General features: G+C 50.1%; 22 protein-coding genes and 2 pseudogenes. 17 read left to right on the plus strand and 7 right to left on the minus strand.

All coding sequences use genetic code 11. The features are described from left to right. The first annotated feature begins 102 nt into the window (after positions 1-102). On the plus strand, positions 103-1,986 hold the full coding sequence (locus GL2_RS14540; protein WP_143731329.1) for a SurA N-terminal domain-containing protein: 1,884 nt from the start codon (positions 103-105) through the stop codon (positions 1,984-1,986). Positions 1,987-2,053: 67 nt separating this feature from the next. Here GL2_RS14540 and GL2_RS14545 read toward each other — a convergent pair whose 3' ends face one another. Both GL2_RS14545 and gloB read right to left on the minus strand, forming a co-directional pair. After that, positions 2,054-3,613, minus strand: coding sequence for a LysM peptidoglycan-binding domain-containing protein (locus GL2_RS14545; RefSeq protein ID WP_143731330.1), 1,560 nt, complete (start codon positions 3,611-3,613; stop codon positions 2,054-2,056). Between the two features lie 196 nt (positions 3,614-3,809). Next, positions 3,810-4,592: a hydroxyacylglutathione hydrolase gene (gene gloB, locus GL2_RS14550; RefSeq protein WP_143731331.1), complete on the minus strand. Its 783-nt coding sequence runs from the start codon at positions 4,590-4,592 to the stop codon at positions 3,810-3,812. 200 nt (positions 4,593-4,792) lie between these two features. Between gloB and GL2_RS14555 the strand changes: the two genes are divergently transcribed. The 3 genes from GL2_RS14555 (at position 4,793) to dnaQ (ending at position 6,814) form a co-directional block, all read left to right on the plus strand. Further along, a complete protein-coding gene (locus GL2_RS14555; RefSeq protein WP_232053631.1) occupies positions 4,793-5,452 on the plus strand; it encodes a class I SAM-dependent methyltransferase in 660 nt (219 codons plus the stop codon). A gap of 182 nt (positions 5,453-5,634) precedes the next feature. Then, positions 5,635-6,072 (plus strand): ribonuclease HI, encoded by a 438-nt coding sequence (gene rnhA / locus GL2_RS14560; RefSeq protein ID WP_172621161.1) that lies wholly within the window; start codon positions 5,635-5,637, stop codon positions 6,070-6,072. 13 nt (positions 6,073-6,085) lie between these two features. Further along, positions 6,086-6,814 (plus strand): DNA polymerase III subunit epsilon, encoded by a 729-nt coding sequence (dnaQ, locus tag GL2_RS14565; RefSeq protein WP_143731332.1) that lies wholly within the window; start codon positions 6,086-6,088, stop codon positions 6,812-6,814. A gap of 109 nt (positions 6,815-6,923) precedes the next feature. On the opposite strand, the gene nhaB is transcribed toward dnaQ, so the two are convergent. Beyond that, on the minus strand, positions 6,924-8,459 hold the full coding sequence (nhaB, locus tag GL2_RS14570; protein WP_143732910.1) for a sodium/proton antiporter NhaB: 1,536 nt from the start codon (positions 8,457-8,459) through the stop codon (positions 6,924-6,926). Positions 8,460-8,838: 379 nt separating this feature from the next. Here nhaB and GL2_RS14575 point away from each other — a divergent pair, with 379 nt between their 5' ends. The 6 genes from GL2_RS14575 to GL2_RS14600 all read left to right on the plus strand — a co-directional run bounded on the left by GL2_RS14575 (position 8,839) and on the right by GL2_RS14600 (position 15,761). After that, complete coding sequence (locus GL2_RS14575) at positions 8,839-10,545, plus strand: hypothetical protein (protein WP_143731333.1); 1,707 nt, start codon at positions 8,839-8,841, stop codon at positions 10,543-10,545. A gap of 17 nt (positions 10,546-10,562) precedes the next feature. Beyond that, entirely contained in the window at positions 10,563-11,378 is an 816-nt protein-coding gene (gene nudC, locus GL2_RS14580) for an NAD(+) diphosphatase (RefSeq protein WP_143731334.1), read from the plus strand. 45 nt (positions 11,379-11,423) lie between these two features. Continuing rightward, on the plus strand, positions 11,424-12,074 hold the full coding sequence (locus GL2_RS14585) for a cation/multidrug efflux pump (RefSeq protein ID WP_143731335.1): 651 nt from the start codon (positions 11,424-11,426) through the stop codon (positions 12,072-12,074). A gap of 45 nt (positions 12,075-12,119) precedes the next feature. Then, positions 12,120-13,274 carry a protease SohB gene (sohB, locus tag GL2_RS14590; RefSeq protein WP_143731336.1) on the plus strand — a complete coding sequence of 385 codons (1,155 nt, stop codon included), beginning with the start codon at positions 12,120-12,122 and terminating at the stop codon, positions 13,272-13,274. Positions 13,275-13,324: 50 nt separating this feature from the next. Beyond that, positions 13,325-14,338: a YhdH/YhfP family quinone oxidoreductase gene (locus GL2_RS14595; protein WP_143731337.1), complete on the plus strand. Its 1,014-nt coding sequence runs from the start codon at positions 13,325-13,327 to the stop codon at positions 14,336-14,338. A 160-nt stretch (positions 14,339-14,498) separates the two neighbouring features. Then, on the plus strand, positions 14,499-15,761 hold the full coding sequence (locus tag GL2_RS14600; protein WP_143731338.1) for a patatin-like phospholipase family protein: 1,263 nt from the start codon (positions 14,499-14,501) through the stop codon (positions 15,759-15,761). Positions 15,762-15,842: 81 nt separating this feature from the next. Here the strand turns inward: GL2_RS14600 and GL2_RS14605 are convergent, their stop codons facing one another. Beyond that, positions 15,843-16,598, minus strand: a complete 756-nt coding sequence (locus tag GL2_RS14605; RefSeq protein ID WP_143731339.1) for a pseudouridine synthase — start codon at positions 16,596-16,598, stop codon at positions 15,843-15,845. Positions 16,599-17,190: 592 nt separating this feature from the next. Between GL2_RS14605 and GL2_RS14610 the strand changes: the two are divergent. Continuing rightward, positions 17,191-18,252: pseudogene (locus GL2_RS14610) on the plus strand (RtcB family protein). A 140-nt stretch (positions 18,253-18,392) separates the two neighbouring features. Beyond that, a complete protein-coding gene (locus tag GL2_RS14615; RefSeq protein ID WP_143731340.1) occupies positions 18,393-18,617 on the plus strand; it encodes a hypothetical protein in 225 nt (74 codons plus the stop codon). Positions 18,618-18,620: 3 nt separating this feature from the next. Here the strand turns inward: GL2_RS14615 and GL2_RS14620 are convergent, their stop codons facing one another. Then, the gene (locus GL2_RS14620; protein WP_143731341.1) at positions 18,621-19,016 is read right to left on the minus strand and encodes a YchJ family protein; all 396 of its coding nucleotides are present in this window, start codon (positions 19,014-19,016) and stop codon (positions 18,621-18,623) included. A gap of 172 nt (positions 19,017-19,188) precedes the next feature. Here GL2_RS14620 and GL2_RS14625 point away from each other — a divergent pair, with 172 nt between their 5' ends. From GL2_RS14625 to GL2_RS14635, 3 genes are read left to right on the plus strand one after another with little or no spacing between them, the layout of a single operon-like run. Beyond that, positions 19,189-19,716, plus strand: coding sequence for a TetR/AcrR family transcriptional regulator (locus GL2_RS14625; protein WP_172621162.1), 528 nt, complete (start codon positions 19,189-19,191; stop codon positions 19,714-19,716). Positions 19,717-19,756: 40 nt separating this feature from the next. Next, positions 19,757-20,821, plus strand: coding sequence for an efflux RND transporter periplasmic adaptor subunit (locus GL2_RS14630; RefSeq protein ID WP_172621163.1), 1,065 nt, complete (start codon positions 19,757-19,759; stop codon positions 20,819-20,821). 42 nt (positions 20,822-20,863) lie between these two features. After that, on the plus strand, positions 20,864-23,971 hold the full coding sequence (locus GL2_RS14635; protein ID WP_143731344.1) for an efflux RND transporter permease subunit: 3,108 nt from the start codon (positions 20,864-20,866) through the stop codon (positions 23,969-23,971). 137 nt (positions 23,972-24,108) lie between these two features. Here the strand turns inward: GL2_RS14635 and GL2_RS21540 are convergent, their stop codons facing one another. Together GL2_RS21540 and GL2_RS14645 are read right to left on the minus strand one after the other, a co-directional pair. Continuing rightward, positions 24,109-24,252: a hypothetical protein gene (locus GL2_RS21540; protein WP_172621164.1), complete on the minus strand. Its 144-nt coding sequence runs from the start codon at positions 24,250-24,252 to the stop codon at positions 24,109-24,111. Between the two features lie 692 nt (positions 24,253-24,944). Further along, entirely contained in the window at positions 24,945-25,208 is a 264-nt protein-coding gene (locus GL2_RS14645; RefSeq protein WP_143731345.1) for a hypothetical protein, read from the minus strand. A gap of 451 nt (positions 25,209-25,659) precedes the next feature. Here GL2_RS14645 and GL2_RS14650 point away from each other — a divergent pair, with 451 nt between their 5' ends. After that, positions 25,660-25,950 (plus strand): hypothetical protein, encoded by a 291-nt coding sequence (locus tag GL2_RS14650; RefSeq protein WP_143731346.1) that lies wholly within the window; start codon positions 25,660-25,662, stop codon positions 25,948-25,950. 24 nt (positions 25,951-25,974) lie between these two features. Beyond that, positions 25,975-26,395: pseudogene (locus GL2_RS14655) on the plus strand (DDE-type integrase/transposase/recombinase); the annotation flags it as partial. Positions 26,396-26,727: the final 332 nt, after the last annotated feature.

The raw sequence follows: 26,727 nt of genomic DNA on the forward strand, positions 1-26,727 counted from the left end.
ACCTTGTAAAAGATTCGAAGCTATAAGGAGGCGTGTCAGTTTGGATGCGCCTTTTTTGTATCTGGTAACAGAAAATAATTAGAGTCAAATTCGGAGCTGAGCATGCTTCAGTCCATGCGCGATAACCTGAAAGGGACGGCAGCGATTATTGTCGCAGCTTTCTTTGGGTTCATTATGGTCATTGGGGGAATCGATTTTTTCTCCGGGGCCAGTGGTGGTGCCGCCGATGCGGTTGCCGAGGTCAATGGTGAAAAGATCACCAACCTGGATTTACAGCGAGCGATCCAAAATCGCCGCAGCATGATCATGAGTCAGTATGGGGAAAATGTCCCTGCTGACCTGATCAGTGATGAGCAATTGCGTGAACCCGTGTTGCGCCAGCTGATTTCCAGCTCGGTGATGCGCCAGGCTGCTCAAGAGAGTGGAATGGTCATGAGCACCGCGGCGGTCAATAAGGCAATTACCGATATTCCAGCCTTCCAGGTGAATGGTACATTCGACGCTCAGCTGTATCGCGATGCCCTGCGTCGTATGGGCTACAGCACTGCCAACTTCCCCCAAATCATTGAAAGTGACCTGGCCCTGCAGCAATACGCGGACAGTGTTACCGAAAGTGCTTTCACCACCAGGGCGGATGCTGAGCAGGTTGTCGCCGCTTCAATGGAGGAGCGCGACTTCAACTATGTGGTGATGCCGGTACAGGAACTGCTTGCCTCAACTGAAGTCGGTGATGCGGAAGTTGAACAGTTTTATCAGGAGAATCAGGGAAAATACCAGCGCCCCGAGCAGGTGGCCGTTGAGTATATCGAGCTGACTCCTGAGGTGTTTGCTGCCAACATCGATATTTCTGAGGAGGATGTGCGCTCCCAGTACAACCAGGAAGTAAAGAGCTTTGGCTCCGACCTGCGCCGCCGTGCAGCTCATATCCTGCTGGAAGATGCAGATCAAACGAAGATCGAAGAGATTCAGTCCAAGCTCAATGCGGGTGAAGACTTTGCCGAATTAGCCAAGACTTATTCGGAAGATGTCGGTTCCCGGGAAGAGGGTGGTGATCTTGGATTTACTACCGGAGATGTGTTTCCGCAGGCGTTTGAAGAGGCCTTGGCATCCTTAGAGGTTGGTCAGGTGTCCACACCTGTGACTACCGATAGCGGTACTCACTTTATCAAGCTACTGGAAGTGGAGCAAAGTGAGCCGCCGACTTTTGAAGAGCGCAAGGGAGCAATTGAAGGGCAGTTGCGCGCGGCAGCTGCTGAGAGCGAATTTGTTGATGCCCTGAGCCGCCTTGCGGATTTAGCCTACAATGCCGACAATCTCGCCGGCCCGGCAGAGGAACTCGGTGTACCACTCAAAACCAGTGGTCTTTTCTCCCGAAGCAGTGGCGCCGGTGTCTTGGCTAATAGCCAGGTAGTTGAATCAGCCTTCTCTGCCGAAGTGAAGGAAGATGGTAATACCTCGGATGTGCTCAATCTCACTAACGAACACTCTGTGGTTTTGCGTGTCACTGAATCGAAAGAGGCTGGCACTTATCCGCTGGCGGAAGTTCGTGAGCAGATTGTTGAGCAACTGAAACGCGATAAAGCCAGTGAGCAGCTAGCCAAACAGGCCGAAGCCCTGAAAGGAAAATTAGCTGCAGGAGAAGATTTCGCCAAGCTTGCAGAAGAACAGGGGTTAACCCTGGAAACCAGTGAGAAGACTCGCCGTGGCGGTTTTGGTGAGCGTGGAGAAATTAACAACAAGGCTTTCACGCTGCCAGTGCCTGCTGCGGGTTCAGGGGAGTTGTCGGTGTTTGCCACCAGTAATGGCGACCAGGTTGTTCTGGCTTTACGCGATGTACGAGAGGGCAACCTGTCACAGCAGAGTAAAGAGCAGCGCCAAGCGTTAATGCAGCAGCTGGCCTCTGTAAATGGAGGTGCCGAGCTGGCTGCTATTCAGCGCTTCCTGTCCGATCAGGCTCAAGTTGAACTGACCCCACAGAGTGAATAACTCAGGCCAGTAGTACAATAAAAAACCCGGCAACTGCCGGGTTTTTTATTGAGCCAAAAGTGATGTACTAACTGTTACCTGCGCTATCGACAAATAATGTCAGGCGCTGGCCGGGCTGTAAGTACTTCGCTTTTGTGATTTTGTTCCAGCGTAAGATATCATCAATTTCAATACTGAACTTATTTGCAATTCGGTACAGGGAGTCGCCACTTCTGACCTTGTAAGACACCTTGCGTGTGGTGCGGCTATCACCACCAGGGTTACTTCCGGCAAAAGCGACCAGTGTACGACCAGGACGCAGGGTGTCACCGGGAGCCATGCTATTCCAGCTGGCCAGTTGCTTAACACTCACCTTCATTTTACGAGCGATGGCCCAGAGGCTGTCTCCAGGCTTCACCGTGTAGCTGGTTTTCTGTCCCCGCCCGGAAGGTTGACCTCCCTTGACGCGCTGATCCAATGCGTAGGCATACTGTCCGGCGGGGCCGGAGGAGCTTGGAATCAGCAGGGTCTTACCGGCACGAATATTATTATTGCGAAGCTTATTGGCTTCGCGGATAGCGTTGACTGTCGTCTGATAGCGTCGCGCGATAGTTGAGAGGGTATCCCCGCGGCTGATGGTATATCGTTGCCAAGTTACCCGCTGGTCTTCGGGTAGTTTCTCGAGTGCGGCTTGGAATACCTCTTGGTTTCCGATAGGAATCAGTAACTGGTGACTGCCGTTGGGGTCAGTGGCCCAGCGGTTATAACCCGGGTTGAGTAGGTAGAGCTCATCGATTTCAATCTCGGCCAGCTCCGCGGCCTGTGCCATATCAATTTGGCTGCCGACATTGACGAGGGCGTAGTAAGGTTCGTTGGCGACATTGTGCAGTGGCACTTTATAAAAGTCGGGGCGTGAAACAACTTCCGCCAATGCGAGTAGTTGCGGTAGATACCGTTTGGTTTCTCTCGGCAGTTTTAGCTCCCAGAAGCTGGTACCCAGGCCCTTGCGGCGGTTGCGCTCCACAGCTCTGCGCACGGTGCCTTCACCGGCATTGTAGGCGGCCAAGGCCAGCTCCCAGTCACCGTCAAAACGCTCTGTCAGGTATTTGAAGTATTTAACTGCTGCCTGAGTCGATTCATGCACGTCACGGCGACCGTCATACCACCAGTTTTGTTGCAAGCCGAATGAGCGGCCGGTAGAGGGGATAAATTGCCACATGCCGGAAGCTCGCGCATGGGAATAGGCAAAGGGGTCGTACGCGCTCTCAACGATTGGCAGTAGAGCGAGTTCGAGAGGTAAGTTTGCTTGTTCCAACTCCTCGACTACATGGAATATATAGCGACGCGAGCGCTCGCTTACGCGTGCCATATAGCCTTCATTGCGTGAAAAATAGGCAATGTAGTCCTGGACTTTCGCATTATCGACGTGGTGGTTTAGGCGAAAACCGCGACGCAGGCGCTCCCAGATATCTGTTGGAGGAAGGGTTTCCTCTTTTGGTTTGGGAGTAGAGGCAGCAACGCTACTCGCAGTTGTGGTTTCTTTTGCTTGGGTAGTTTCGCTCTCGGGCGTAGTGCCTTTATTCGGCAATTGAGAGCAAGCCCCAACCGTGGCAGCTAAAAGCGCCACGGCAAAATTCTTATGAACCATGATTGGTATCCGCGAGTATTTCTTTTAATTCCCGACTCAGGTCGCGCTTTGGCGCTTATTTTATGCTGACACTGAGTATTAGATCCTAGCCATAGGATTCTAAATAGCTGGAATAGTTTCGGTCAACGTAACCGTATAAAATATAGACAGCTCTTTTACCGTTGATTGTTACAGGATTCTAGCCGAGGTCACTTTGTCAGAAGTGGTCTTTCAGGTCGCGAAGGCTTGAAAATACTTCAACTTCGTTCAGGCCTTTGGGGTTTTCACGACCCAAGTGTCGCGCACCACTCTGCATAACCTCGGTAATATGGCAGCGCAGGAAGGGATTGGTCGCCTGCTCTTCGGCGATATCAGATGGCAGTGTCGGCTTACCGGCAGCCCTGAGCGCTTGGCAATCCTGCAGTCTCTGAGTTATTGCAGAGTTGTCCGGCTCAATAGTTCTGGCAAAGTTGAGGTTGCCAACTGTGTATTCATGGGCACAGTAAACCCTCGTTGTGGGAGGTAAGGCGCTGAGCCGTTGCAGAGAATGGAACATCTGTTCGGGGCTGCCCTCAAATAAGCGCCCACAGCCAGCGGCAAATAGGGTGTCGCCGCAGAAGAGATGGATTTGCGTATTACCATCGGTCTCTTGCTCACTGAGGATTAGTGCAAGATGATCCAGGGTGTGCCCGGGAATGCTCCAGACCCTTATGGGGGTTCCGAGAACCTGAATGCTGTCCCCCTCACCGATGGTATTTGTTACCTCTCTGACTGAGTTGGGCCCAAAAACCGGGCATTGGTAGCGCTTATGTAACTCTGCTATGCCGCCAGTGTGGTCAAAATGGTGGTGGGTGATCAAGATGCCATCCAGTGAGGCTCCCTGGAGCGCCTGGACTACAGGAGCAGCTTCCCCTGGATCGACAATCCAGTGCTCATCACCATTTGTAAGGTGCCAGATATAGTTATCATTGAGTGCGGGGATAGGTGTTATTGAAAGCATGTTAATCCTGCCTGCCATCTGGGGCTGGAAACGATACCATGTAACCAGAGTGGTAGTGTGCTGAAAGCGCTTTCGGTTGGCCCGATTTAGCACATGGCAAATAACGCCACCTTATCTTGTTAAGATCAGGGGTTTTGCAGTCAAAACCCACACTGGGTGGCTTTAAGCGCTGGTTTTGCTGGTTTCCAATGGGAGATTGAATGACTGATAAGTTCAAGTCACGGAGTGACTCGGATCCGCCGTCACTGGCAAAGGCCTGTCCGGCGCTATCTCACTGGTTTTCCAGTAGTTTGGGACAGGAAATCCTGTCCCAGCAGTTGGCGCTTACCCAGCCATTGGTGGATGGCTTTTTTGGCTATCACCTACTGCAGGCAGGGGTTACAGACGCTGTAGATTTTGCTGCCTCCAGTCGTATCAATCATCGCTTTCGTCTTGCTACTTGCCCAGAGCAGAAAGGGGCGGCACAGGTGGAACTGGAGAACTTGCCTCTTCCGTCTGAATCTATTGATGTTGTTCTGCTGCATCACTTGCTGGACTTTTCTGCACATCCACACCAGGTCTTGCGGGAGGCCGCTCGGGTGCTGATACCCGGGGGTCATATGTTACTAATGGGCTTTAACCCTTTTTCCCTTCTTGGTTTGTCGAGGTTACTGTTCTCCCGCGGTGCCTACCAGAGGGGCAACCAAATGCGCGCGGCTCGGGTTGCCGATTGGATGAACCTACTGGATTTACAGGCGGACCGGGTTCACCGCGGGTTCTTTCGGTTGCCCCTGCAGCAGCGCGAGCTACTCGCTAAAACCGCGTGGATGGAGCATCTGGGCTCCCGCTGGCGCTTGCCTTGGGGGGCTTTTACATCATAGTCGCGCGCAAAGAGGTGGCGCGTGTGCGCACCATAAAAATTAACTGGCGCACTGAACGAAAACCCGCCTTGGTGGCCACACCCACGAGTCCCCGGGTTGCGGCGCGGAACAAGTATCAGAAACACTGATCTTCAACTTTCTTTTCGTGAATCGGTTACTTCCCTAATTTTTTGGCGTTGATTTTGAAACAAATAACTATCTATACCGATGGTGCCTGCCGTGGCAACCCAGGCCCCGGCGGCTGGGGGGCTCTTCTGGTCTTTGGTGACCTGGAGAAAGAATTGTGTGGTGGCGAGTCTCACACCACTAATAACCGGATGGAGCTGATGGCAGCGATTCAGGCCCTGGAGGCATTGAAACAGCCATGCCAGGTTGATCTACACACCGATTCCCAATACTTGCGTCAGGGTATTACCGGTTGGATTAACAACTGGAAGAAAAACGGCTGGAAGACTGCCAGTAAGAAGCCGGTTAAGAATGCTGATCTTTGGCGCCTGCTGGATGAGAGCGTTGCCCGGCACCAAGTAGAGTGGCATTGGGTTAAGGGGCATGCCGGCCACCCGGGTAATGAGCGAGCGGACCAGTTAGCCAATCGCGGTATAGATGAGCTGGAGTCCTGAGGGAGTGTAGAGAATGCGTCAAGTCGTCCTCGATACGGAAACAACTGGCCTTGATCCGAAGAGTGGCCACCGGATTATCGAAATTGGCTGTGTGGAACTGGTTAATCGTAAGCTTACCGGGCGCCATTACCACCAATATATCAACCCGCAACGGCAGGTAGATGATGGTGCTATCGAAGTTCATGGCATCACTAACGAATTCCTCACCGACAAGCCGGTCTTTGCACGGGTTGCTGATGAGTTTATGGATTTCTGCGAAGGGGCCGAGCTGGTTATCCACAATGCCCCCTTCGATGTCGGCTTCATCAATTCTGAGCTGAAACTGCTGGGTAATCCGCGCTGGAAAAACGTGGCTGCTCATTGCACGGTACTGGATACCCTGGCTTTGGCCCGTGAAAAACATCCAGGCCAGAAAAATAACCTGGATGCTCTGTGCAAGCGCTATTTTGTCGATAATTCCCAGCGCGACTTGCATGGTGCACTACTGGATGCGGAGATTCTCGCCGACGTCTATTTGATGATGACCGGCGGTCAGACTGATCTGGTGCTGGCACAGGGTGGGGATACGCAAAATCAGGAGGAAGGGGAGACGGGGCAGAGTGAAGCGGCCTCGACAGCCATTCGCAGGCTCCCTGCAGGTCGTGAGCCCCTGCTAGTCGTCCAGGCAGATACTAAGGAACTGGAGGCCCACCAATCCATGCTGGCCCTGCTGGAAAAATCCTCAGGGAAGCATTTTTGGTAAGAAAAAAGCCGGCAATGCCGGCTTTTTTCTTAGGTGTTGATCAGCTTTTAGGTCACTCTTTGCGGGCCCTTACAGTGGGAGCCTACCCTACAAGCCCCTTCCAGTTATCTTATATCGCGTAGACGACACAAATCAAAGCAACAATACTGAGTACGATGGTGTATGGAATAGCCATCACCACCATGCGCCCGTAGGATAAGCGAATCAGCGGAGCCAGCGCAGACGTCAACAGAAACAAGAAGGCTGCTTGGCCATTGGGAGTGGCGACACTCGGCAGATTGGTACCTGTATTAATCGCTATCGCCAGCTTATCAAAGTGCTCCCGGGTAATATCGCCAGCAGTCAGTGCAGCTTTTACCTCGTTGATATACACAGTAGCCACGAACACATTGTCACTGATCATGGACAGAATACCATTGGCCAGAAACAGTAACCCAGGCTGGTGCTCCAGTTTTTGTGATAGTACAAAGTGGGTTACAGGCTCAAAAAGGTGCTGTTGGTGAATTACCGCGACAATGGCAAAAAATACTACCAGCAGGGCGGTGAAAGGCAGGGCCTCTTCAAAGGCATGGCCAATGCGAGCTTCCTGAACAATACCGTTAAAGGAGGTCAGGAGCACAATGATCATCAGGCCAATAATGCCGACCTCGGCTACATGGAAGGCCAGGGCGAATACGAGTAAAAGGGCAACGATACCCTGCACCCAGAGCTCTGCTACCTGTGCAGAGGTGCGCTTTTTCTCTTCTTCTCTGGAGTAATTTAACAGCACTTCACGCACTGCGTGAGGCAGCTGGGCTCCGTAACCCAAAATTTTGGTTTTCTCCAGGATTACGCAGGTAATAAGCCCTGCAAACAGAGTGGGGATGGTGACAGGAGCCATTTGCAGGAAAAATTGAAGAAACTCCCAGCCAGCTTTCTCGGCAATCAACAGGTTTTGAGGTTCACCAACCAGTGTGCATACGCCCCCCAGAGCCGTTCCCACGGCCCCGTGCATAATCAGGCTGCGAAGATAAGCGCGGAACTGATCGAGGTCCTCACGGTGATATTCCACCACATGTTCATCATTGGAGTGGTCGTGATCATGGTGGTGATGAGGCTGTTGGGAGGCAACCCGGTGATAGACCGAGTAAAAACCCACTGCAACCGCAATCAAAACGGCGGTTACTGTTAGTGCATCAAGGAATGCCGAGAGCACGGCAGCGACTGCACAAAAAAGCAGTGACAGCATGCTTTTTGAATTCACGTTAATCAGGATCTTGGTAAATACAAAGAGCAGCAGGCTCTTCATAAAATAGATCCCGGCTACCATAAACATCAGCAGCAGGATAACTTCAATATTTTCGACTACTTCATGATAGACAGCATCAGTGCTGGTCATTCCCATCAGTACTGCTTCGATCGCGAGTAGTCCTCCCGGCTGAAGCGGGTAGCACTTCAGTGCCATTGCCAGGGTGAAAATGAATTCTCCAATGAGTACCCAGCCGGTTATAAACGGTCCACTAACGTAAAGTATTAGTGGATTTAAAAGAAGAAAGGCAGCTATTGTCAGCTTGTACCAGTCTGGGGCCTCGCCGAGAAAATTATCGGCAAAAGCCCGGCCAAAACCGCTACCCGAAGCCGTAAGTGCATTGTTGTAAGTGTTCATCATTTACTTCCCTGGTTAACCCAGTATTCGGGTCAAATTGGAGTGTCGGGTTTTCCCTGCCCTGTACGGCATTATCGGGGGAGCCCCAGCCGCGTTCTTTCCTTCCTTTGCGTTCAGCCCTTAGGGTTGATTGTTTTTTGTGCGCAAGCGCAAAAAAAGTGCACACCGGTACACTTGAAAGTAGCAAACGCTACTGGGTTTTCTGGAAAATTCAAGTAATTTAGGGGTTCAGCGGGAGTAGAGCGGGATTTGTCGAATATTCGGTGGAATTTATTTGCGGAAAGGTGGACTCTTTCCTCTATTGGTATAAATTGCCCTTTACCTAACCAGAGCTTATTGCTTTGGTTGTTTTTTGTTCGGTTACAGGAAGAGTGCAGCGGTGCAGGCAAAGAGTGAATTGCGCAAGATCAACATCACTTCTGTCAATGTGGTCAAGGATGAGCTGGTAGTAGCAATAGATAGTGCTACCTCTCACTTGGACAAATTTACAGCAGATACCACCCAGAAGCAGTCGCTGGAGCAATGCTTGGCTGCTCTCAGGCAAGTTAGCGGCGTTCTGCAAATGGTGCAGCTTCATGCTGGTGAACTGCTTGCCCAGGAAAAAATTACAGCTTTAACCGAAGTGCTGGAAGGGCGTCAGCAGGCCACAGAGGAACTATTGGAGGCCCTGGGTACCGGCTTTTATGTGCTGGGCCGTTATCTCGATTTTGTGCAGAGTCGGGCAATAGCCAGACCAGAGCTACTCATCCCTTTTATCAACAACCTCAGAGCCGCTCGCTCTCAGCCACCGGTGCCCGAAAGCCACTTCTTTCGCTGTAACCTGGATGCTTCGATTCCCGGCATGGGGGCATCGGCAGTAATGTCAGAGGACCTGCGCAGCTTTGTCCGCAGATTCCGTCATATGTACCAAGTTGGCCTATTGGCGTTATTGCGTGGTAAACCCCGGGGCCCGGCTTTTACCATGATGGCTCGAGCCTTGGAGCGAATTGCCAGTATCACTTCGGGGCGCCCGAACGGACGCTTATGGGTCGTGGCTGGTGCAGCCCTAACTGGTATGGCCGCGTGTGAGATGCGTATCAGTCGCTCCCGGGTCATGGTGTTTAGCATGTTCGACCGCTGGTTGCGCGCCCTGCAAAAAGAATGTGATACAGCCCTGGATCAGCCTGCACCCCCAATTCTGTTAAAAGAGTGTATTTATTGGCTCGCCCTCTCTGGGCCCGCTGAAGCCGGAACCAAACTCCTCGATGTCTTTTCAGCGGAGTCCCTCGAATATACCGAAGAGGAACTGGAGCGGGAGCGGGCGAGCCTTGGCGGTCCCGGTGCTACTGCTATTTCCGCTGTTGCCAGTGCACTGGATGAGGAGTTAACCGGTGTGCGGAGGATGTTGGATGATATCGAGCTGATCGGTATTTCCGATGTTGATGATAATGATGGCCTGGCCAGCGCCCTGGGACGGGTTGCCGGTACTTTGCAAATGTTGAACTTCAAACGCGTGGGCGAGAGCCTTCGCAATGCTGTGGCTGAGTATCAGAGTGCGGCGGGCGCCGGTGGCTCTGTTGCCGATTCAGCACTACAGAAGCTTACCGGCCAGGTGCTGATGGTTGACAGCACTGTGCGTGCATTAAAGCAGAGTACGACGATTGATCTCGATGAATATGGTCATGCAGATATCGCCTTTGAGCACAGCCAACTGGCCGAAGCTGAAGTTGCGGTACTCAAGGAGGCGGAAGCAGGCCTGGCGCTGATTAAACGGGCCCTTGCCGCTTACGCCGATTCAGGTTTTGACCACGGCCACATCCGGAATGTCTCCACTACCCTCAACTCTGTGCGTGGAGGATTGATCGTACTGAACCTGCGACGTGCAGCTTCGGTAGTTGAGGGGTTGCTCAACTTTGTTGAAACAGTGGTTGATCGTCACGATGCAGCTCCCGATGTCGAGCAGTCACTGGATATCTTTGCTGATGCCATTATCAGTCTTGAGTATTACCTCGGAGAGGTAAAACTGCATCGCCAGGCGGATGTGCAGTCCCTGAACCTTGCTGTGGAGAGTTTGGCCGCACTTGGCTACCCCGTTGAAACGGCTTAGGCTGAAAGGAGGTTCTTTTGGTAGATCGCTTTGAGCCCGCTGCAAATGTATGGGCGGCCCCCGAATTTTCCCAACAAATTATTGTGGCGGAGGGGTTAGTACTCTGCAGTGGAGATCAGTTTATTCACGAGGTGGATCTGCTACTGGCTGAGGCTGTGGTTTCCAGTCACTACCTTGGAGAGTTGGGTGGGCGTAGCTGTGGTGTTCGCGTGTTGTCCCGTCAATTGGATGTCCGTGGACATGATTGGCGCAACCTGCGTAGTTTACTGACTTCTACAGAGGAGCACCTGTTCGCTCTTGCTGGTCGGGCGCTGCAAGTAGCATACTGGGATCGTGACCACCGTTTCTGTGGCCGTTGTGGTACGGCTACGCATTACCACTCTATTGACCGTGCCAGAAGCTGCTCGAATTGCCAATTGACAGTTTACCCGCGAATCTCTCCCTGCGTAATTATGCTTGTAACCCGAGGGGAGGAATGCCTCCTCGCTCGCCACGCCAACCGCAGGAATATAACTTACACCGCGCTGGCGGGATTTATTGAGCCGGGCGAGAGTGCCGAGTTGGCGCTCAAGCGCGAAGTTCGCGAGGAAGTTGGACTGGAAGTGGGCAGGATGCAATATATTGGCAGCCAGCCCTGGCCATTCCCCGGCCAGCTGATGTTGGGATACCTGGCTGAATGGCAGGGTGGTGAGCTGTGTCCCGATCCCAATGAAATTGAGGAAGCAAAGTGGTTTCACTATCGTTCGTTACCGGAAATTCCTCCAGTGCAAACCCTATCTGGACAGTTGATCTACACGTTTTCTGAGCAAGTAGCGACTGGGGTGTGGCCATAAGTTTTTTTTCGTGGTCCGGGTGCGAAGTATGGAGATGAAAAAATAATGTATATCGCAATTACCTTTCTGATCGCCATAATGGCGTTATTGCTGGTTTTCTGGGGCGCTCGGGTATTGCTGGGTGGAAGTTGGCTAATGGGGTTCCTACGCGGTTCGCTGGGCTTGATCTTTTTCGGTTTGGCCTTATGGATAGTTCTGGTGGCGGCCGATGTATTTAGCTACCGCAATTTGGCTGAGGAGCACAGTGTTGGCATCGTCTCTTTTCAAAAAATAGCTGAGCAGCAGTTTGAAGTTAAATTCTCCGATGCCGATGGTATTTCCCAGAAATTTGAACTGCGTGGTGACCAGTGGCAGCTCGATGCCCGGCTGTTGAAATGGCAAGGGTACTTGGCGCGCTGGGGCGTCCAACCGGCATACCGGTTAGACCGGCTCAGTGGACGCTACCTCACCCTGCAGGATGAGCGGGTCAGGGAGCGTTCTGTTCACCAGATTGACGCTACTAACTATGGAGTGGATATTTGGCGATTTGTGCGAGGTCTGGATAAAAACCTGCCTTTTGTCGACGCTGTTTATGGCAGTGCAACGTTTTTGCCAATGGAGGATGGAGCTGTGTACGATGTGCGTATCAGTCACAGCGGGTTGTTGGCGAGACCATTGAACCAGCAGGCGACCTCCGCATTGGATGGTTGGAAATAAGCTAATAAATATTTTTAAAATTGCAGGTAGCAATTTGGAGTGTAAGTGGAATTTTTAATTGAATACGGCCTGTTCCTGGCGAAAATTGTAACTGTAATTGTGGCCCTGATGGTCCTGATAGGCTTTATTTTTGCCAATCGTGAACAGTTGAAAGAGCGTGTGCAAGGGCATATCAGTGTAACGCGTTTGAATGACCGCTATGAGCAGTTTAAGGATACTTTGCTGGAAGCGGTAATGGAGAAACATGAATTCGCCCAGCTTAGGAAAAAAATTGCCAAGGATAAAAAAGCGGAAGAAAAGGCCTTAGTGAAAAAGCATAAGGCTGAGGCAAAACAGAAAGCTGTAAAAGATTCAGATGGCCAAAAGGCAGCTGCAGGTGATGCAGAGCCCCAGGCAGAAGAAAGTGCAGATAAAAACCCTGTAAAGCACTCTGGTGAGCGCAAGCGTATTTTTGTGATGCATTTTAATGGTGACATTAAAGCCAGTGCCCTCTCTCACTTGCGAGAAGAGATTACGGCTATTTTACAGGTTGCTAAAGCTGGTGATGAGGTACTGCTCTGTCTTGAGAGCCCTGGTGGCATGGTGGCCAACTATGGTCTCGCGGCCAGCCAATTGGCACGTGTGCGCAGTGCAGGTATACAGCTTACCATCGCGGTAGATAAAGTGGCGGCCAGTGGTGGCTACATGATGGCGTGTGTGGCCGATCGGATACTCGCCGCGCCCTTTGCGATGTTGGGTTCAATCGGTGTGCTTGCACAATTACCCAATTTCAACCGCCTGCTCAAGCGCCACGATGTCGACTATGAGCTGTTTACGGCCGGAGAGTACAAGCGCACGGTAACCATGTTCGGGGAAAATACCGCAGAGGGGCGTGAGAAGTTCCAGAGTGATTTGGAAGAGATACATGTGCTTTTCCAACACTTCGTCGGTGAATACCGCCCCGGTCTGGATATTGCCAAGGTGGCGACAGGAGAGGTCTGGTTTGGCCAGAAAGCTCTGTCACTGGGGCTTGTTGATGAACTTAAGACCTCTGATGAATACCTGACCCACTGGGCGGAAAGTGCTGACCTTTACCAGGTGGAGTACAAGGAAAAGAAAAATATTGCCAAAAAAATGGGTCTGGCTGCCGAGGCGGGAGTAGAGTCTGCGATGACACGTTTATTTTCAAAACTGGCTGCGTGGCGACATCACGCACAATAGTTTGGTGATTTTGGCTGAACCGGAAACGCCTGGAGATAGGAAATTTTCAAATGAACAATTTCAAGGATGAAAGTTTCCGGGCTATTCGGGTGGAAGAAGTTGCCCCGGGTAAATTCGATCAGTTATTAGTAAAACGGCAGGTTACTGACCTGCCGGACAACCCTCTGCTGCTCTCAGTTTCCCACTCTTCACTGAATTTCAAAGATGCAATGTCTGCTTTTGGTAATCGCAGCATTACCAGGGTGTATCCTCATACACCCGGAATTGATGCGGTAGGCAAAGTGCTTGAGGACCGCAGCGGAACTTTTAAAGCGGGTACCGAACTATTGGTCACTGGCTATGATTTGGGCATGAATGCTCCTGGAGGATTGGCGGAAATGGTCGCTATTCCTCCAGGGTGGGCATTGCCACTCCCACAGGGATTGACTGCGAGGGAGTCAATGGCCCTGGGAACGGCGGGTCTCACTGCGGCGCTATGTATCGAGAAGCTCCTTGAATCCGGTGCGGTTCCTGAAGATGGTGAAGTATTAGTAACCGGTGCTACAGGCGGAGTTGGTTCAATTGCTGTGGCGCTTTTAGCCAAACTGGGCTTTCGCGTCGCGGCGGTGACCGGCAAGTTGGAAGCCGCTGATTTTCTGACTGAATTGGGGGCCTGGAAAGTCCTCGATAGAGATACTCTTGCTCCATTTGCCAGTAAAGCCATGGCAAAACCCCTTTGGGCCTGGGCAGTTGATACTGTCGGTGGTGAAACGCTTTTTAATGTGATCAAATCGCTCGCCTATGGTGGCGGTGTTGCGGCCTGCGGAATGGCCGCTGGGGCACAATTTCATGCCAATGTATTTCCTTTTATATTGCGCGGCATAAGCCTATTGGGAGTCGATAGCGTTGAGTTGCCAATTGGGAAAAAAATTGCAGTCTGGCGTCAGCTTTCAAATGAGTGGTATATCGGCGACAAACTCAGCATGATCGCTGAAGATATTTCTTTGGAGCAGACCCCCGAGTTTCTTGCCCGCCTTCACCGCGGACATGGTATTGGTCGCTATGTCGTGAATATGTCTTTATAGATGGCTAAACTTATTGAAATAATAAATATATATTTTTATCTTTTTAGCTGACTGATTTTCGGATTGTATATAAGCAATAACATTTGTTTGTCTGCTTTTGTTGCAATAGTCTTTGTAGTGGCTACTGCTATTTGCGGTATGTTTTTGTTGGAAGAGCACATTGTCTAAAGGTAACAGCGAGTCTTCATTGCCCGGGGAAAATAGTGCGCTGGTTCTCTCCGGCGGCGGTGCCCGTGCGGCATATCAGGCGGGTGTGTTGAAAGCCCTGGCTGAGGTGGTTCCAGACGATAACCCTCGCCCTTTTAAAATTATCTGTGGAACGTCTGCGGGTGCGATGAATGCAATGATGCTGGCCTCCCATCCCGGTACCTTTAAAGAGGCCATTGACAGTATGTGCTCTGTCTGGATGAACCTCAGTGTAGAGCGGGTGTATCGCACCAGTTGGCGCAGCCTTATAGGGAATTTATTCTCGATCAGTCGCTCGTTACTTAACCAAGGGGTGGGGCGGCAAAAACCCCTGGCATTGCTCGATAACACACCACTGCGTAAATTGCTGAATGAAGTTATTGAATTTGAGAATATTCAAAAGAATATTGATGCCGGTCATTTACATGCCACCTGTATTAATGCGCTCTCTTTTAGTGAGGGTGAATCAGTCAGCTTTTTTCAGGCTGCCGAAGGCGTGGATAGTTGGCAGCGCTTCAGGCGGTTTGGTGTGCCCACTGAATTGACCGTAGACCACCTACTGGCGTCGGCAGCTATCCCGGCTATCTTCCCTGCCGTAAAAATAGAAGATAGCTATTTTTGTGACGGTGCCATACGCCAGATGGCACCGATTAGCCCGGCGCTACACCTCGGTGCCAAGCGAGTGTTTATTGTCGGTGTATCAGATAACCGCTCCCCTGTGCATTGGGGGAGCCGGCGCACTGACAGGCAAATGCATTCCCCCTCAATGGCCCAGATTGCCGCTCAATGGTTCAATGCGGCTTTTATTGACAGTCTCGAAGGGGATTTGGAACATATGGACAGAGTCAACAACTTGTTGGACTCTGTGGAGAAGGAAAAGTATTCAGATTTGGCGCCTTTGCGCCCAGTTGAATCTGTAGTGATCGAACCCTCACAAAGCCTCGCTCGCCTGGGTGGGCAAAAACTCCAATTTCTTCCCCCTGCTTTACGTTGGTTATTCCGGTCTACCGGTGCGACCAGTTCCGGTGGTGGTGTTTCCGCTGCTAGCTATCTGCTCTTTGAAAGACCATATATTGAGGAGTTGATAGAGCTTGGGTATCAGGATGCAATGTGGGAGAAGGATAAGTTAAAACATTTTTTAAGGCCGTTGCCTGAAACCCTGGAAGAGAGAAAAGGTTTTTTCGGCAAGCGTGCCAAAGGAGCTGAGGAGCAAGCTGGGCAGGATAATTCAGATTGATTGCCTGAAGAGAAATAATACCCTGTACGGTCTATGCAGAATAAGCTTTCATCTTTAGGAATCCTGGCTATAGACTGAAAACTAGCTCTTGCTTTCACTTTTTCTGAAATGGTCGTCCCATTTTAGCTTTTCTATTAATTCTAAAAAATTCCCCTTGGGCGTTGAGTTTATTGTTAGTCTTTTCTCCATAATTGGGTGATTAATTTCAAGTTGAATCGCATGTAATAGCAATCTTTCAATGCCAAACTGTTGGGCAAAAAAGCGATTATGTGAAGACTTGCCATATTTTGGGCAGCCGATAAGTGGATGGTGGAGATGTTTGAAATGTCTGCGGATCTGGTGGCGGCGGCCTGTTTTTAATTGAATTTCAACCAGGGAGTAACGGCTTGTGGGGTATTTATCTACTTCATAGGGTAGCTCGATGGTGTCCAGTCGGCGATAAAGAGTGATTGCTGGCTGGCGTGGCAGTTCGGCTCTGGGCCGTTTGCGTTGGTGTTTGAAATCTGCGACCGGAGGTAGAGGATAATCGATAAAACCCTGTTCTAGACAGTGCCCACGACAGACGGCGAGGTATTTCTTGACAGAATTATCGCTCTCCAGCTGCCGCTGCAATTGGGCGGCAATTTCGCCACTCTTACCAAAGATGATTACTCCGGATGTGGGCTTGTCGAGTCTGTGCACGGGGTATAGATATTGTCCACACAGGTCTCTCAGGTATTGCAGCAGGATTCGATTTTCATAGCGATCTATCTCTGAGCGATGTACCAGCCAGCCTTCTGGCTTGTAGGCTGCCAGAAGCTGATCATCTTCAAAAATAATTTTCGGTTCGTTATTCATCCGTCGGTGTTCAGATTCGTCACTTTCTAGGGAGGGCATTGTATTGTTGGAGGGTAAGTATTGCATTCAAAAAATGGGCAGCTGGCTTATTACTGATCCCGAAAGAGAAATATTTCCTATTTATTTCACTGAATTAGTATTGACAAGCCTCAAATAGTGCATAAACTGCGCATATAGTTTCAAGGATCGCTTAGATAAGTGATTTGGGACTTAATATTTTATCGAGTCTAATCTTTTGATCGTGGATCGCAGCCACGAAGGAGCCATGAAATGCAAAATGTGGATATTAACAACCAGTTTATTTGATCGCTTTTCATGTGCGCTTGCTTGAAAAGTGATTGAGCTTTTCAAGCCAGAATTCTTTAGAGCCCTGGTATTCACCGGGGCTTTTTCATTTGAGGTTTTGAGAGGCTGTTAATTAGTTATTGGATTAAACCAAGGACTCTTTATGCCTGTAAAAATTGTGCTTCATAAAAGTGCAAGATCAGGAAGTGTACCGGTAAAGATATACGCTGATGAAGTTGAACCAGATGCTTTGCAGCAGCTTAAAAATATCGCTCAGTTGCCGATTGTACATTCTCATTTGGTGGCAATGCTGAATGTACAGTTAGGCAATGGGGCGGTAGTTGGATCGGTAATTTCGACGCTGAGCGCCGTAATTTCATCGGCTGTGAGAGTGGATATTGGCTGCGGGATGAATGCAGTGCAAACTTCATTACATGCCCATCAGTTACCTGACAACCTAAAAGCATTGCGGGAGGCCATTGAGGTGAAAGTACCCATTGGACCGGGTCGTCATAAGATGATCAGTGCCAGGGAATCTGCCTGCAAACTTTTAGCTCCCGGTGTGGATAGGTTGTTTGAGAAATACCCTGGGCTTTTGAAAAAATTGCGCCAGCCACAGAAAACCTGGGTTACCCAGGTCGGTACCCTCGATGGGGGTAATCATTCTATTGAAATTTTCCTGGATGAGAGTAATGCGGTTCGGGTGATACTGCACTCTGGCAGTCGAGCCATTGGCAATGCAATTGGTCAGCACTTTATCCAGCTGGCTCGTAGGGATATGGCGGGTCGTATGCATAATATGCTGGATAAAGATCTCTCTTATTGTTCTGGGGGGAACCCTCACTTTGATGATTATATTGAGGCGGTAAACTGGGCTCAGGAGTGCTCCAGGTTAAATCGGCAAAAAAGGATGAGGCTGGTGCTGAATTGCTTTAAAGCTCACTTGCCAAAATTTACATTAATGTCTGAGGCTATTAATTGTCATCATAATTACGTGGTGTGAGAGCGGCATTATAAGCGGGATGTTTATGTTATCCGCAAGGGTGCTATCAGTGCCAGAAAGGATCAGATAGGAATAATTTCCGGCTCTATGGGGGGCGAAGTCGATTATTGTGCGAGGGGGGGTGGCGCGTCGTTTTGTTCATGTGCACACGGTGCGAAGCGTAAAATGAGTCCTTCAGTGACCCGTCAGCGATTTACCCGCAGTGATCTTGAGGTCCACACTCACGGTGTAGAGTGCAGAAAGGATAAAGGCATGATCGATGAGATACCTGCGGCCTATAAAGGTATTGATCAGGTGATGGATAGTCAGTCGGACCTGATTGATGTGGTAAATACACTGCGCCAAGTGATTTGCATGAAAGGATAGCCCCGGCTGGCTGTCGTTCTGTGGGGTGCTGGGAGAATTAACGGCCTTAAGGGCTCAGTTAGTGTGGGGTTTAAATTGCCAGCTTATTTACCTGCCGAGTTTCCTCGGCTTTTTTTGTTGCTTCAGCAAGGTCAATTGCTATGAAAAAATTTACTTCTAAGAAAAGTGACAAGCCGCGCAACTATGTTGTGCGTAATCCTCTATTAAAAAAGGGTGGTGCCCATGTAAAAGCTAAATCTGGCGTTCGTTTTAAAGGTAAACAAAAGATGTTGAGGGAGGTGCGGGAGCCGAATAGCTCCTGTGATACCTGGACCTCTACTGATATTTTCCGAGCTCTCCCAGACCTCTTCTCTCTGTCTATTTAAGCGTCAGTTCAATGCTGATTGGGGCCAGTTGGCTAGAGGTTCCAGGTAAACCCAACGTTTTTTATAGAGTTTGAATAGGGATATTTCATGTATCACATGCTCCTGATCATTCTCCATATACCATGCCTTAAATTCCACCACTGATTTTTTCAGCCCTGGTTTGCTTTTTATAACCTCAAGGCGTGTCCACTGAGTCTCCAGATCATCCTTATCAAGATCCGGACAGGTTTCTGGATGCCATGTCTTGCGCAGGTATGGCAAGTTACCCATCGCATAGGCACTGTAGCGACTACGCATTAAGTATTCTGCCGTTTTCGGGTAGGCCTTGCCCGACAGGTAAAGGTTACAGCAGGTTTTGAATGTTCTTCCCGAGCCACAGGGGCAGGGCTGATCCGTCATATATTACTCCAGTCCGTGTCGCAGAGGATGTCCAGATGGTCATCATGGGCATTGTAAACACTTTTTAACCTTGCTTGACGGTGGCAGAGGGTAGCATAGCTTGACGTTTTCCAGGTTAGCGTTAAGATACCGACCAGCCGGTTGGTTTGATTGGTGATACCTGGGAGGTCATGTGTCGAGAGTCGATAAGACTGCCATAGTCCGCGCAGCGGAAGAGGTGGTAAGGGAAAAAGGTGCGCGCAAGCTAACGCTGGATGCGGTCGCAGCACAATGCGGTTTGAGTAAGGGCGGGCTTATCCACCACTTCGGTACTAAGCAGTCACTTTTGAAGGCCATGTTGGAAGCTGCGATAGCCAGGGAAGATGCCAATGCTGAAACCTTCGCTGCGGCTGGCGATGACTTATTGGTATCACGTCTTAATTCCATTTTTGAGCTGATGGAAGATGATGAGGGCTTGCCGCGCTCACTGATCGCTGCGGTAGCCGAGGACCCCGCCCTGCTTGAGCCTGTCAAGGTCAAAGAGGATGAACTACGCAGTGAGATCTCCGAGACCTATGCCGATCCTGAGTTGGCGCAGTTACTGATTCTTGCGGCTCAAGGGATGTTTCTTGGCCGCGTGCTGGGTGTAATAGAGCCTGGAGACCCGCTGCTCGCCCGTTTGCGTGAAAGATTGTTGATGCTTTCAGCAGATCTCACCTGATTACCTGATCTTCAGTTAAATAATTTTGTGGATGACGAATATGAAATTGTCGGTAAATTCTCGTTTCTCCTTGGCCCTGCTGTTGGCTTCAGTGGCGGCTCTTGCGGGTTGCTCCGGCTCTGAAGCGGATGAACAGCAGGTTGAGCACCTATGGCCGGTTAAGGTGGCCACTGTGACCAATGTTGCTGAAGCCGCGGATCGCCAGTTTGCAGGTCGCGTAAAGGCGGTGCAGAGTGTGGACCTTTCCTTTCAGGTTGGAGGAAAATTAGACAAGTTGAATATCCGCGAAGGGGAAATTATCCCTAGGGGGACCCTGATTGCGGAACTGGATGATCGAGATTATCGACGCAGGGTAAAGGAGGCGCGGGTAAACGTTGGCCTGCTGGAAAAAACCCTAAAACGTCAGCGTTCTCTGGCGGGTTCTAAAGTGATTTCCCAGCAGCAGCTGGATGAGACAGAGAGTAACTTTGACCTGGCAAAAGTAACTTTGGAAAAAGCCGAGCAGGACCTTGCTTACACCCAGTTGCGAGTACCCTTTGATGCTTTGGCAACCCGCCAGCTGGTAGAAAACTACACCAATGTGCAACCCGGTCAGGCCATTGTACGTTTGCAGAATATTTCTGAAGTGCGTATCCAGATTTCTGTGCCGGAGAAATTACTGGCAACGGTAAATGAAAACCAGATCAGTTCAGTTACTGCTGAATTTGAATTCCTGCCAGGAAAAACTTTTGCGCTTAAATACCGAGAACACCAGGCCGAAGCCGATAGTGTTACCCAGACCTATGTTGTCGAGCTGGGAATGCCGCGCCCTGAAAATGTGCAGATCCTTCCAGGAATGACGGCGAGAGTTAACGTAAAGCTGAAAGAGGCCACTGGTGATTTCTGGATTCCACTGGCCGCTGTGCAGACTGGTGCAGGGGGTAAGCCCTATGTATGGCAGATCAATGAGGATCAGTCAGTATCCAAGGTCGAGGTGGTTCTCGGCATAACGAATGGAAAAGCGGTGCAAATCACCGACGGGTTGACACCGGTGATGAAGCTGGTAGCCGCAGGAGGCCAGCACCTGTATGACGGTGCGAAAGTACGCAACTATGCGCAGCGTTAAACTCCGTTTGATCTCTGGCCTTGGTAAGAGTGGGAAAATATTGTGAAAATTTCTGATGTATTTATCCAGCGCCCGGTGTACAGCTGGTTACTGATGCTGATTTGCTTGGTAGGAGGAATCTGGGCACTGTCAGATATTGGCCGCCTGGAGGACCCTGCCTTTACTATTAAAGAGGCTCGTGTGTTTACCCTCTATCCGGGAGCCAGTGCCCAGCGGGTCGAGGAGGAGGTGACTGAGAAGCTGGAAGTTGCTATTCAACAAATGGGACAGCTGGATAAGGTGACCTCGACTTCCAGCCCAGGGATGTCGGAAATTCGTGTACAGATCAAAGACCAGTATGCCTCTGAGGAGTTGGCCCAGGTTTGGGATGAATTGCGCCGTAAAGTTAACGATGCTCAGCGTGAACTGCCAAGTGGTGCCATGCAGTCTGTGGTCAATGATGACTTCGGTGAAGTTTATGGCATTTACTATGCGGTGACGGGTGATGGCTTTTCACTGACAGAAATGCGTGAAATTACCAAGGCAATTCGCCGTGAATTACTGGGTGTTGAGGGTGTGGCAAAGGTCTCCCGCTCCGGTGTTATCGATGAAGTGGCATACCTGGATATTGTTGAATCCCGCCTGGCACAATTCGGTTTCTCCCTTGATGATCTGGCCCAGGTACTGCAGACGGAAAGCTCTACCCAGCGCGTTGGTGAAATAGAGGGGCAGGATCTTCGAACCCGTATTGTAGTGGACAACCCAGCCAGCGACCTGGAATCCGTGCAGAATATCCTCGTGGGTGTACCGGGTTCTACTGCAATGCTGGCGGTGCGTGATATTGCTGATGTATCCCTCGGTTATGATGAAAATCCAAACTTTATTGCGCGATTTAATGGTAAACAGGCTATTTTAATTGGTGTGGCTGGAGCTGAGAATACCAATATTGTTAATGTGGGAATGGCAGTGGAAGCCAAGCTCAACGAGATTAAAACGGGCCTGCCTCTCGGGGTTGAAATCCAGCCGGTTTATGAGCAGCATAAAGTTGTTGAGGAAAGTGTTAACGGCTTCCTCTTCAACCTGATTGGCTCGGTAGTAATCGTTACCCTGGTACTCTGTGTGTTTATGGGCTGGCGCTCCGGCGTGGTTGTAGGTGTAGTGCTGGGGCTGACTGTACTTGGAACTGTGCTGATCATGAACTTGTTCGGCCTGAACCTGCAGCGTATATCTCTGGGCGCCCTGATTATTGCCATGGGCATGCTGGTGGATAACGCTATTGTTGTGGCCGAAGGCATGCTAATGGGAGTGCAGAAAAAAGAGGCTCCACAAAACGCTGCTCGCAGAGTGGTAAGGCAGACTTTCTGGCCGCTTCTCGGCGCAACTATTATCGGGATCATGGCCTTCTCCGGTATTGGGCTTTCCGATGACGCAACCGGTGAGTTCCTCTTCTCTCTGTTTGCTGTAATTGGCATCTCCCTTCTGCTTAGCTGGATCCTGGCAATTACCATTACGCCTTATCTGGGTTATCACCTGTTCAAGCCAGGTAAGGATGCTGAAAATCATGATCCCTACAGCGGTCGTTTCTATCGTATGTATTCCGGAGTTTTGTCCGGTGCGCTGAATCGCCGTGGGCGTACTATTACCTTGCTGGTGGTGGTGACTCTGGTCAGTTACTTCGGCTTTGGGTTTGTAAAACAGGGTTTCTTCCCCAACTCTAACGCTCCACTCTTTTATGTGAATTACCTCCTGCCCCAAGGCAGTGATATCAATCGCACCGAGAATGCACTGCAAAAAGCTACGGACTTTTTGTTGGAACAGGATGAAGTGGTGTCAGTTACAGCGGTTGCCGGTAGTGGTGCAGATCGCTTTATGTTGACCTATGCCCCCGAGCCACCAAATTCTGCTTATGGCCAGCTGATTGTGCGCACAGAAAACCGTGAACAGATTTCAGGCCTGATAGAGCGGGCTAAAACAGAGTTACGTGGTTCTCAGCCGGAAGCCCTCATTACCTTCAAGCGCTTGGTGTTTGGACCCGGCGGTGGTGCCGATGTTGAGGTGCGTATTTCCGGTCACGACTTCAATAACCTGCGTGCGCTCGCCGAAGGTACCGAGCAACTTTTCCGGGAAAATGGCCTGGATGATATTCGTCATAACTGGCGTGGCCGGGAACCCACTATTCGAGCTCACCTCGACAATGAGCGGGCTCGTGTGGCTGGGGTGACGAATACGGATATCAGCCGCACTATTCAGTTCGCTACTGCTGGATACCGGGTAGGGGATTTTGAAAGTGGCGATCGTATTATCCCGATTGTTGCGCGTATGCCGGAAGGTGACCGCAACCAGGTTGGGTCTCTTCAGGATCGTCTGGTGTGGAGCCCGAATGAGCAGGGGTATATTCCGGCCGGTCAGCTAGTCTCGAATTTTGAGACTACCGCTGAAGAAGGGTTGATCCAGCGTCGGGATCGGGTGCCGACAATTACTATCAGTGCGGAGGCACCTGAAGGGATCACAGCTATGGCTGCCTTTAACCGTATTCGAGCGGGAATTGAAAATATGCCCCTGCCGCCGGGTTACCATATTGAGTTCGGTGGAGAATATGAAAGCTCTACGGATGCGCAGAAGTCCCTGGGTAAAGGGTTGCCCCTCGGCTTCCTGATCATGATCCTGGTCTCTATCCTGTTGTTTGGCACTGTGCGCGAGCCGCTAATTATCTGGTTGGTGGTCCCCATGTCCCTGGTGGGTGTGGTGGTCGGTCTGCTGCTGACAGGATTACCCTTTGGCTTTATGTCACTGCTGGGTGTATTGAGCTTGTCTGGAATGTTGATTAAAAATGCAGTGGTGTTGGTGGATGAGATCGAGGTGCAGACCGAAGCCGGCCTGCCGCGTCTAACCGCAATTCAGCGAGCCAGTGTCAGTCGTTTGCGTCCGGTGTTCCTTGCCGCAGTAACAACCATTCTTGGTATGTCACCACTGTTATTTGATGCATTTTTTGCCGATATGGCAGTGACAATTATGGGTGGTTTGGGTTTCGCAACAGTGCTAACACTGATTGCGGTGCCAGTATTCTATGCAGTTTTCCATAAAGTGAAGCCTACGGAGGTGACTGATACCGGGGAGAGTACCGCACAGACACTGGATCGGCAGCCCAGCGCGGAGCCCGTGTCTGCTTAACGGAGTGAAAGCCGGGTAAAAGCTATCCGGTGAAATGAAAAAACAGGGGGTGCAAAAGAGAAAGCTCTTTTGCACCCCCTGTTTTTTTGGTTAGTTATTTTAGAGTTATTGTCAATTCTGGTGTTCAATAAGCCTGATCAAGCTGCGCTCTGATTGGCTGTTGGGGCGTTTATGGAAGGGGCTCTTCCAGCCCTGGCACCATCGCCAATCGCCAGCTCTGGGGCGTTCATGCCGTGTCTTTCAGCTTTCCAATACACCTTTCCAGCTAAGCGTTGATTCACATACTCCATCCTCAATGCCAGAAAGTGTTTTTCTCCACACTCATCCACACCAATGACAACCAGCGCGCAGAGCTTGTTTTATTCCGAGCGCAAGCCGCTGTATATGCCGTCTACCCAGATATACACCCAGTGATCTTTATCTAATTGTTTACTTCGCCAAGCATCATATTCACTTTTCCACTGTCCTTTCAGGCGAGCCACGGTGCTGGTCGATAGGCCCTTCGCTTCCAGACCGACCAATATCGACAGTGCTTCCTCACTCTCACACGTTCAGGTATAGCCACGGCAGAGCCGCCTCCAGCGAGCGGGCTTTGCGTACGTAAGGCGGCACCAAAGCAGAATGGAAGTTTACCGGCTCGCCGTCCTTACTTCGGACTTTCGGTACCTTGATCTTCACCGGACTCGACCCCGGTCTGTATATCGTGTTCCGGCAAGTAACCATTACGGACTACAGCCGCACGGCCGTCGTCCAGGCAGCGATCTTGTAAGTCCTCTATGAAGGTCGACAGCTCTGCCCCTATGCAACAGCTCTTGTGCCCACCGGCGTAGCAGTTATGTCAGTGGGTCAGCATTCTTATCCATAGAGACGTACTCTTGGTTGGTTGACTGTTTGGCGACAACAAATTAACCAGATACGCTGCTTTTTTTCAAACCCTCAAACATCAGAATTGGTTATAACTCTATAAAAACTGTCAAAAGCTAATATCTATGAACTTGATACCACCTGAACTAGGGAGGTGATGGCCTTTAGATACTTTATTTATACAGCTAGATTTATTTTTATAGAAATGTTTGTTAGCACTATGTAATACCCCAGACAAGATTTTTCCTTCGGAACCTAATTCAAGTGTAACTACACCATCCAAAGCTAGTAAAGACATTTTCTCTGCAGATAATTTGGCTGAATTTTTTTCTTTTTCTTTATGCAAGCATTCTAGCATGATCATATCTTTCAAAAATTGTACCTCTTTTGAGTGTTCTATTTTGTATAGATGTATTTCCCTTAAGTGTGAATGTATGTATCCCAATCTTGATTGGTTAGATGTGCAACTTACAGTGAGTAGCGAAAAAAAAATCAAAAAAGTGCATAACTTCATAAGAACCTCGACATCATCATTCGATTTGGCAGTTAAGGGGGTGTACCTATTCAGACGTAATGCTGATGTTTTAATTTAAGCATTAATTCTTAAAATTTTTAGTGTCCTCATGAAATTGCAACTTGAGAGCAAGTGATGAGCACGATTAGCGTAAAGTTGCATATGTATGAGGACATTCTCACCTGTATTGAGTGTAAAAACATATGATTTTAGAGTGTTGAGTTTGGTAAGCGGTGCATGAACCACATTATTCAACTTGCTTTGACAGGCTGGCATGATGCCCCCTCCATCAACTTCGGAGGGAAGCCCCATGAATCAGCAGCAATGGCAAAGTCATGTCAGGGCCTACGATAAAAGCTCTCAATCCAAGCACTCCTATACTCGTAAGCGCAACCTAAACTACAGCCAGTTCCGCTACTGGTACCGTAAACTATCTGAACAAACGCCTGTGTCTGATACCCCTGACTTTGTTCCCGTGGATATCAAGTCTCCTGTGGCCACTAGGGGAAGCCTGGGTATATTGGAGCTCCCAAATGGCATAAAGCTGGTGATCAATAGCCCGGTGTTGTTGGCTCAAATTCCTGGCCTTATGGACCTGTAAATACGATGTGGCTACCGTTATAGACTTCACGCTCGCCGTATCGTTGGATGCGCCCTCTCAGGGAAACCAGATGCTACCCTAACGATAAAAGCACTGGAAATGGCTTGGGAGCAGCAAGTAAACCCCAATGGAGTTATGTTCCACTCGGATCAAGGCAGTCAGTATACCAGTCATCATTTCTGCCAAGGGTTGTGGCGCTACCGAATGCCCCAGAGCATGAGTCGATGTGGAAATTGCTGGGATAATGCACCAATTGGAAAGACTGATTCGGAGTCCGAAAAGAGAGTGAATACCCTCTCTCGGTTACACCTCTATCACAGAAGCAGGCCGAGACATCAGCCATTACCTGATGACTTACTACAACTGGGAGTGTCCCCACCAACACAATGACGGAGTACCGCCCGCAAAAGCGGAAGAAAAACTTAACTTACTGTCCGGACACAGTTGGCCACTACAGTATGCATACACTGCCGCTGAAGAAGTTGGTCCAACTAGCCGGCATTCTAAGGTGACGTTTAACTATCTGGTGATGAGCCGACCAATGGAGGAAAGTCCCATCTGTTATGAAGTGCTACTTAAGCACTTTAGGCTGCTGGAGATTTTTGATAAGCACAACAAAGACACGGTGATTCGGGTGGTTGATACGATTAGCATGGCTGTCCATATTTCTTCCATTTTTCTCCTATAGTGTCGAAGCACTTGCCCTTGAATGACTCGATGGATTATGAAAATCAAAGCAACCTTGAATCGCGATAGAGACTAGCCTGCTGTTCTATG

Source organism: Microbulbifer sp. GL-2 (assembly GCF_007183175.1).
Taxonomy (GTDB): domain Bacteria; phylum Pseudomonadota; class Gammaproteobacteria; order Pseudomonadales; family Cellvibrionaceae; genus Microbulbifer.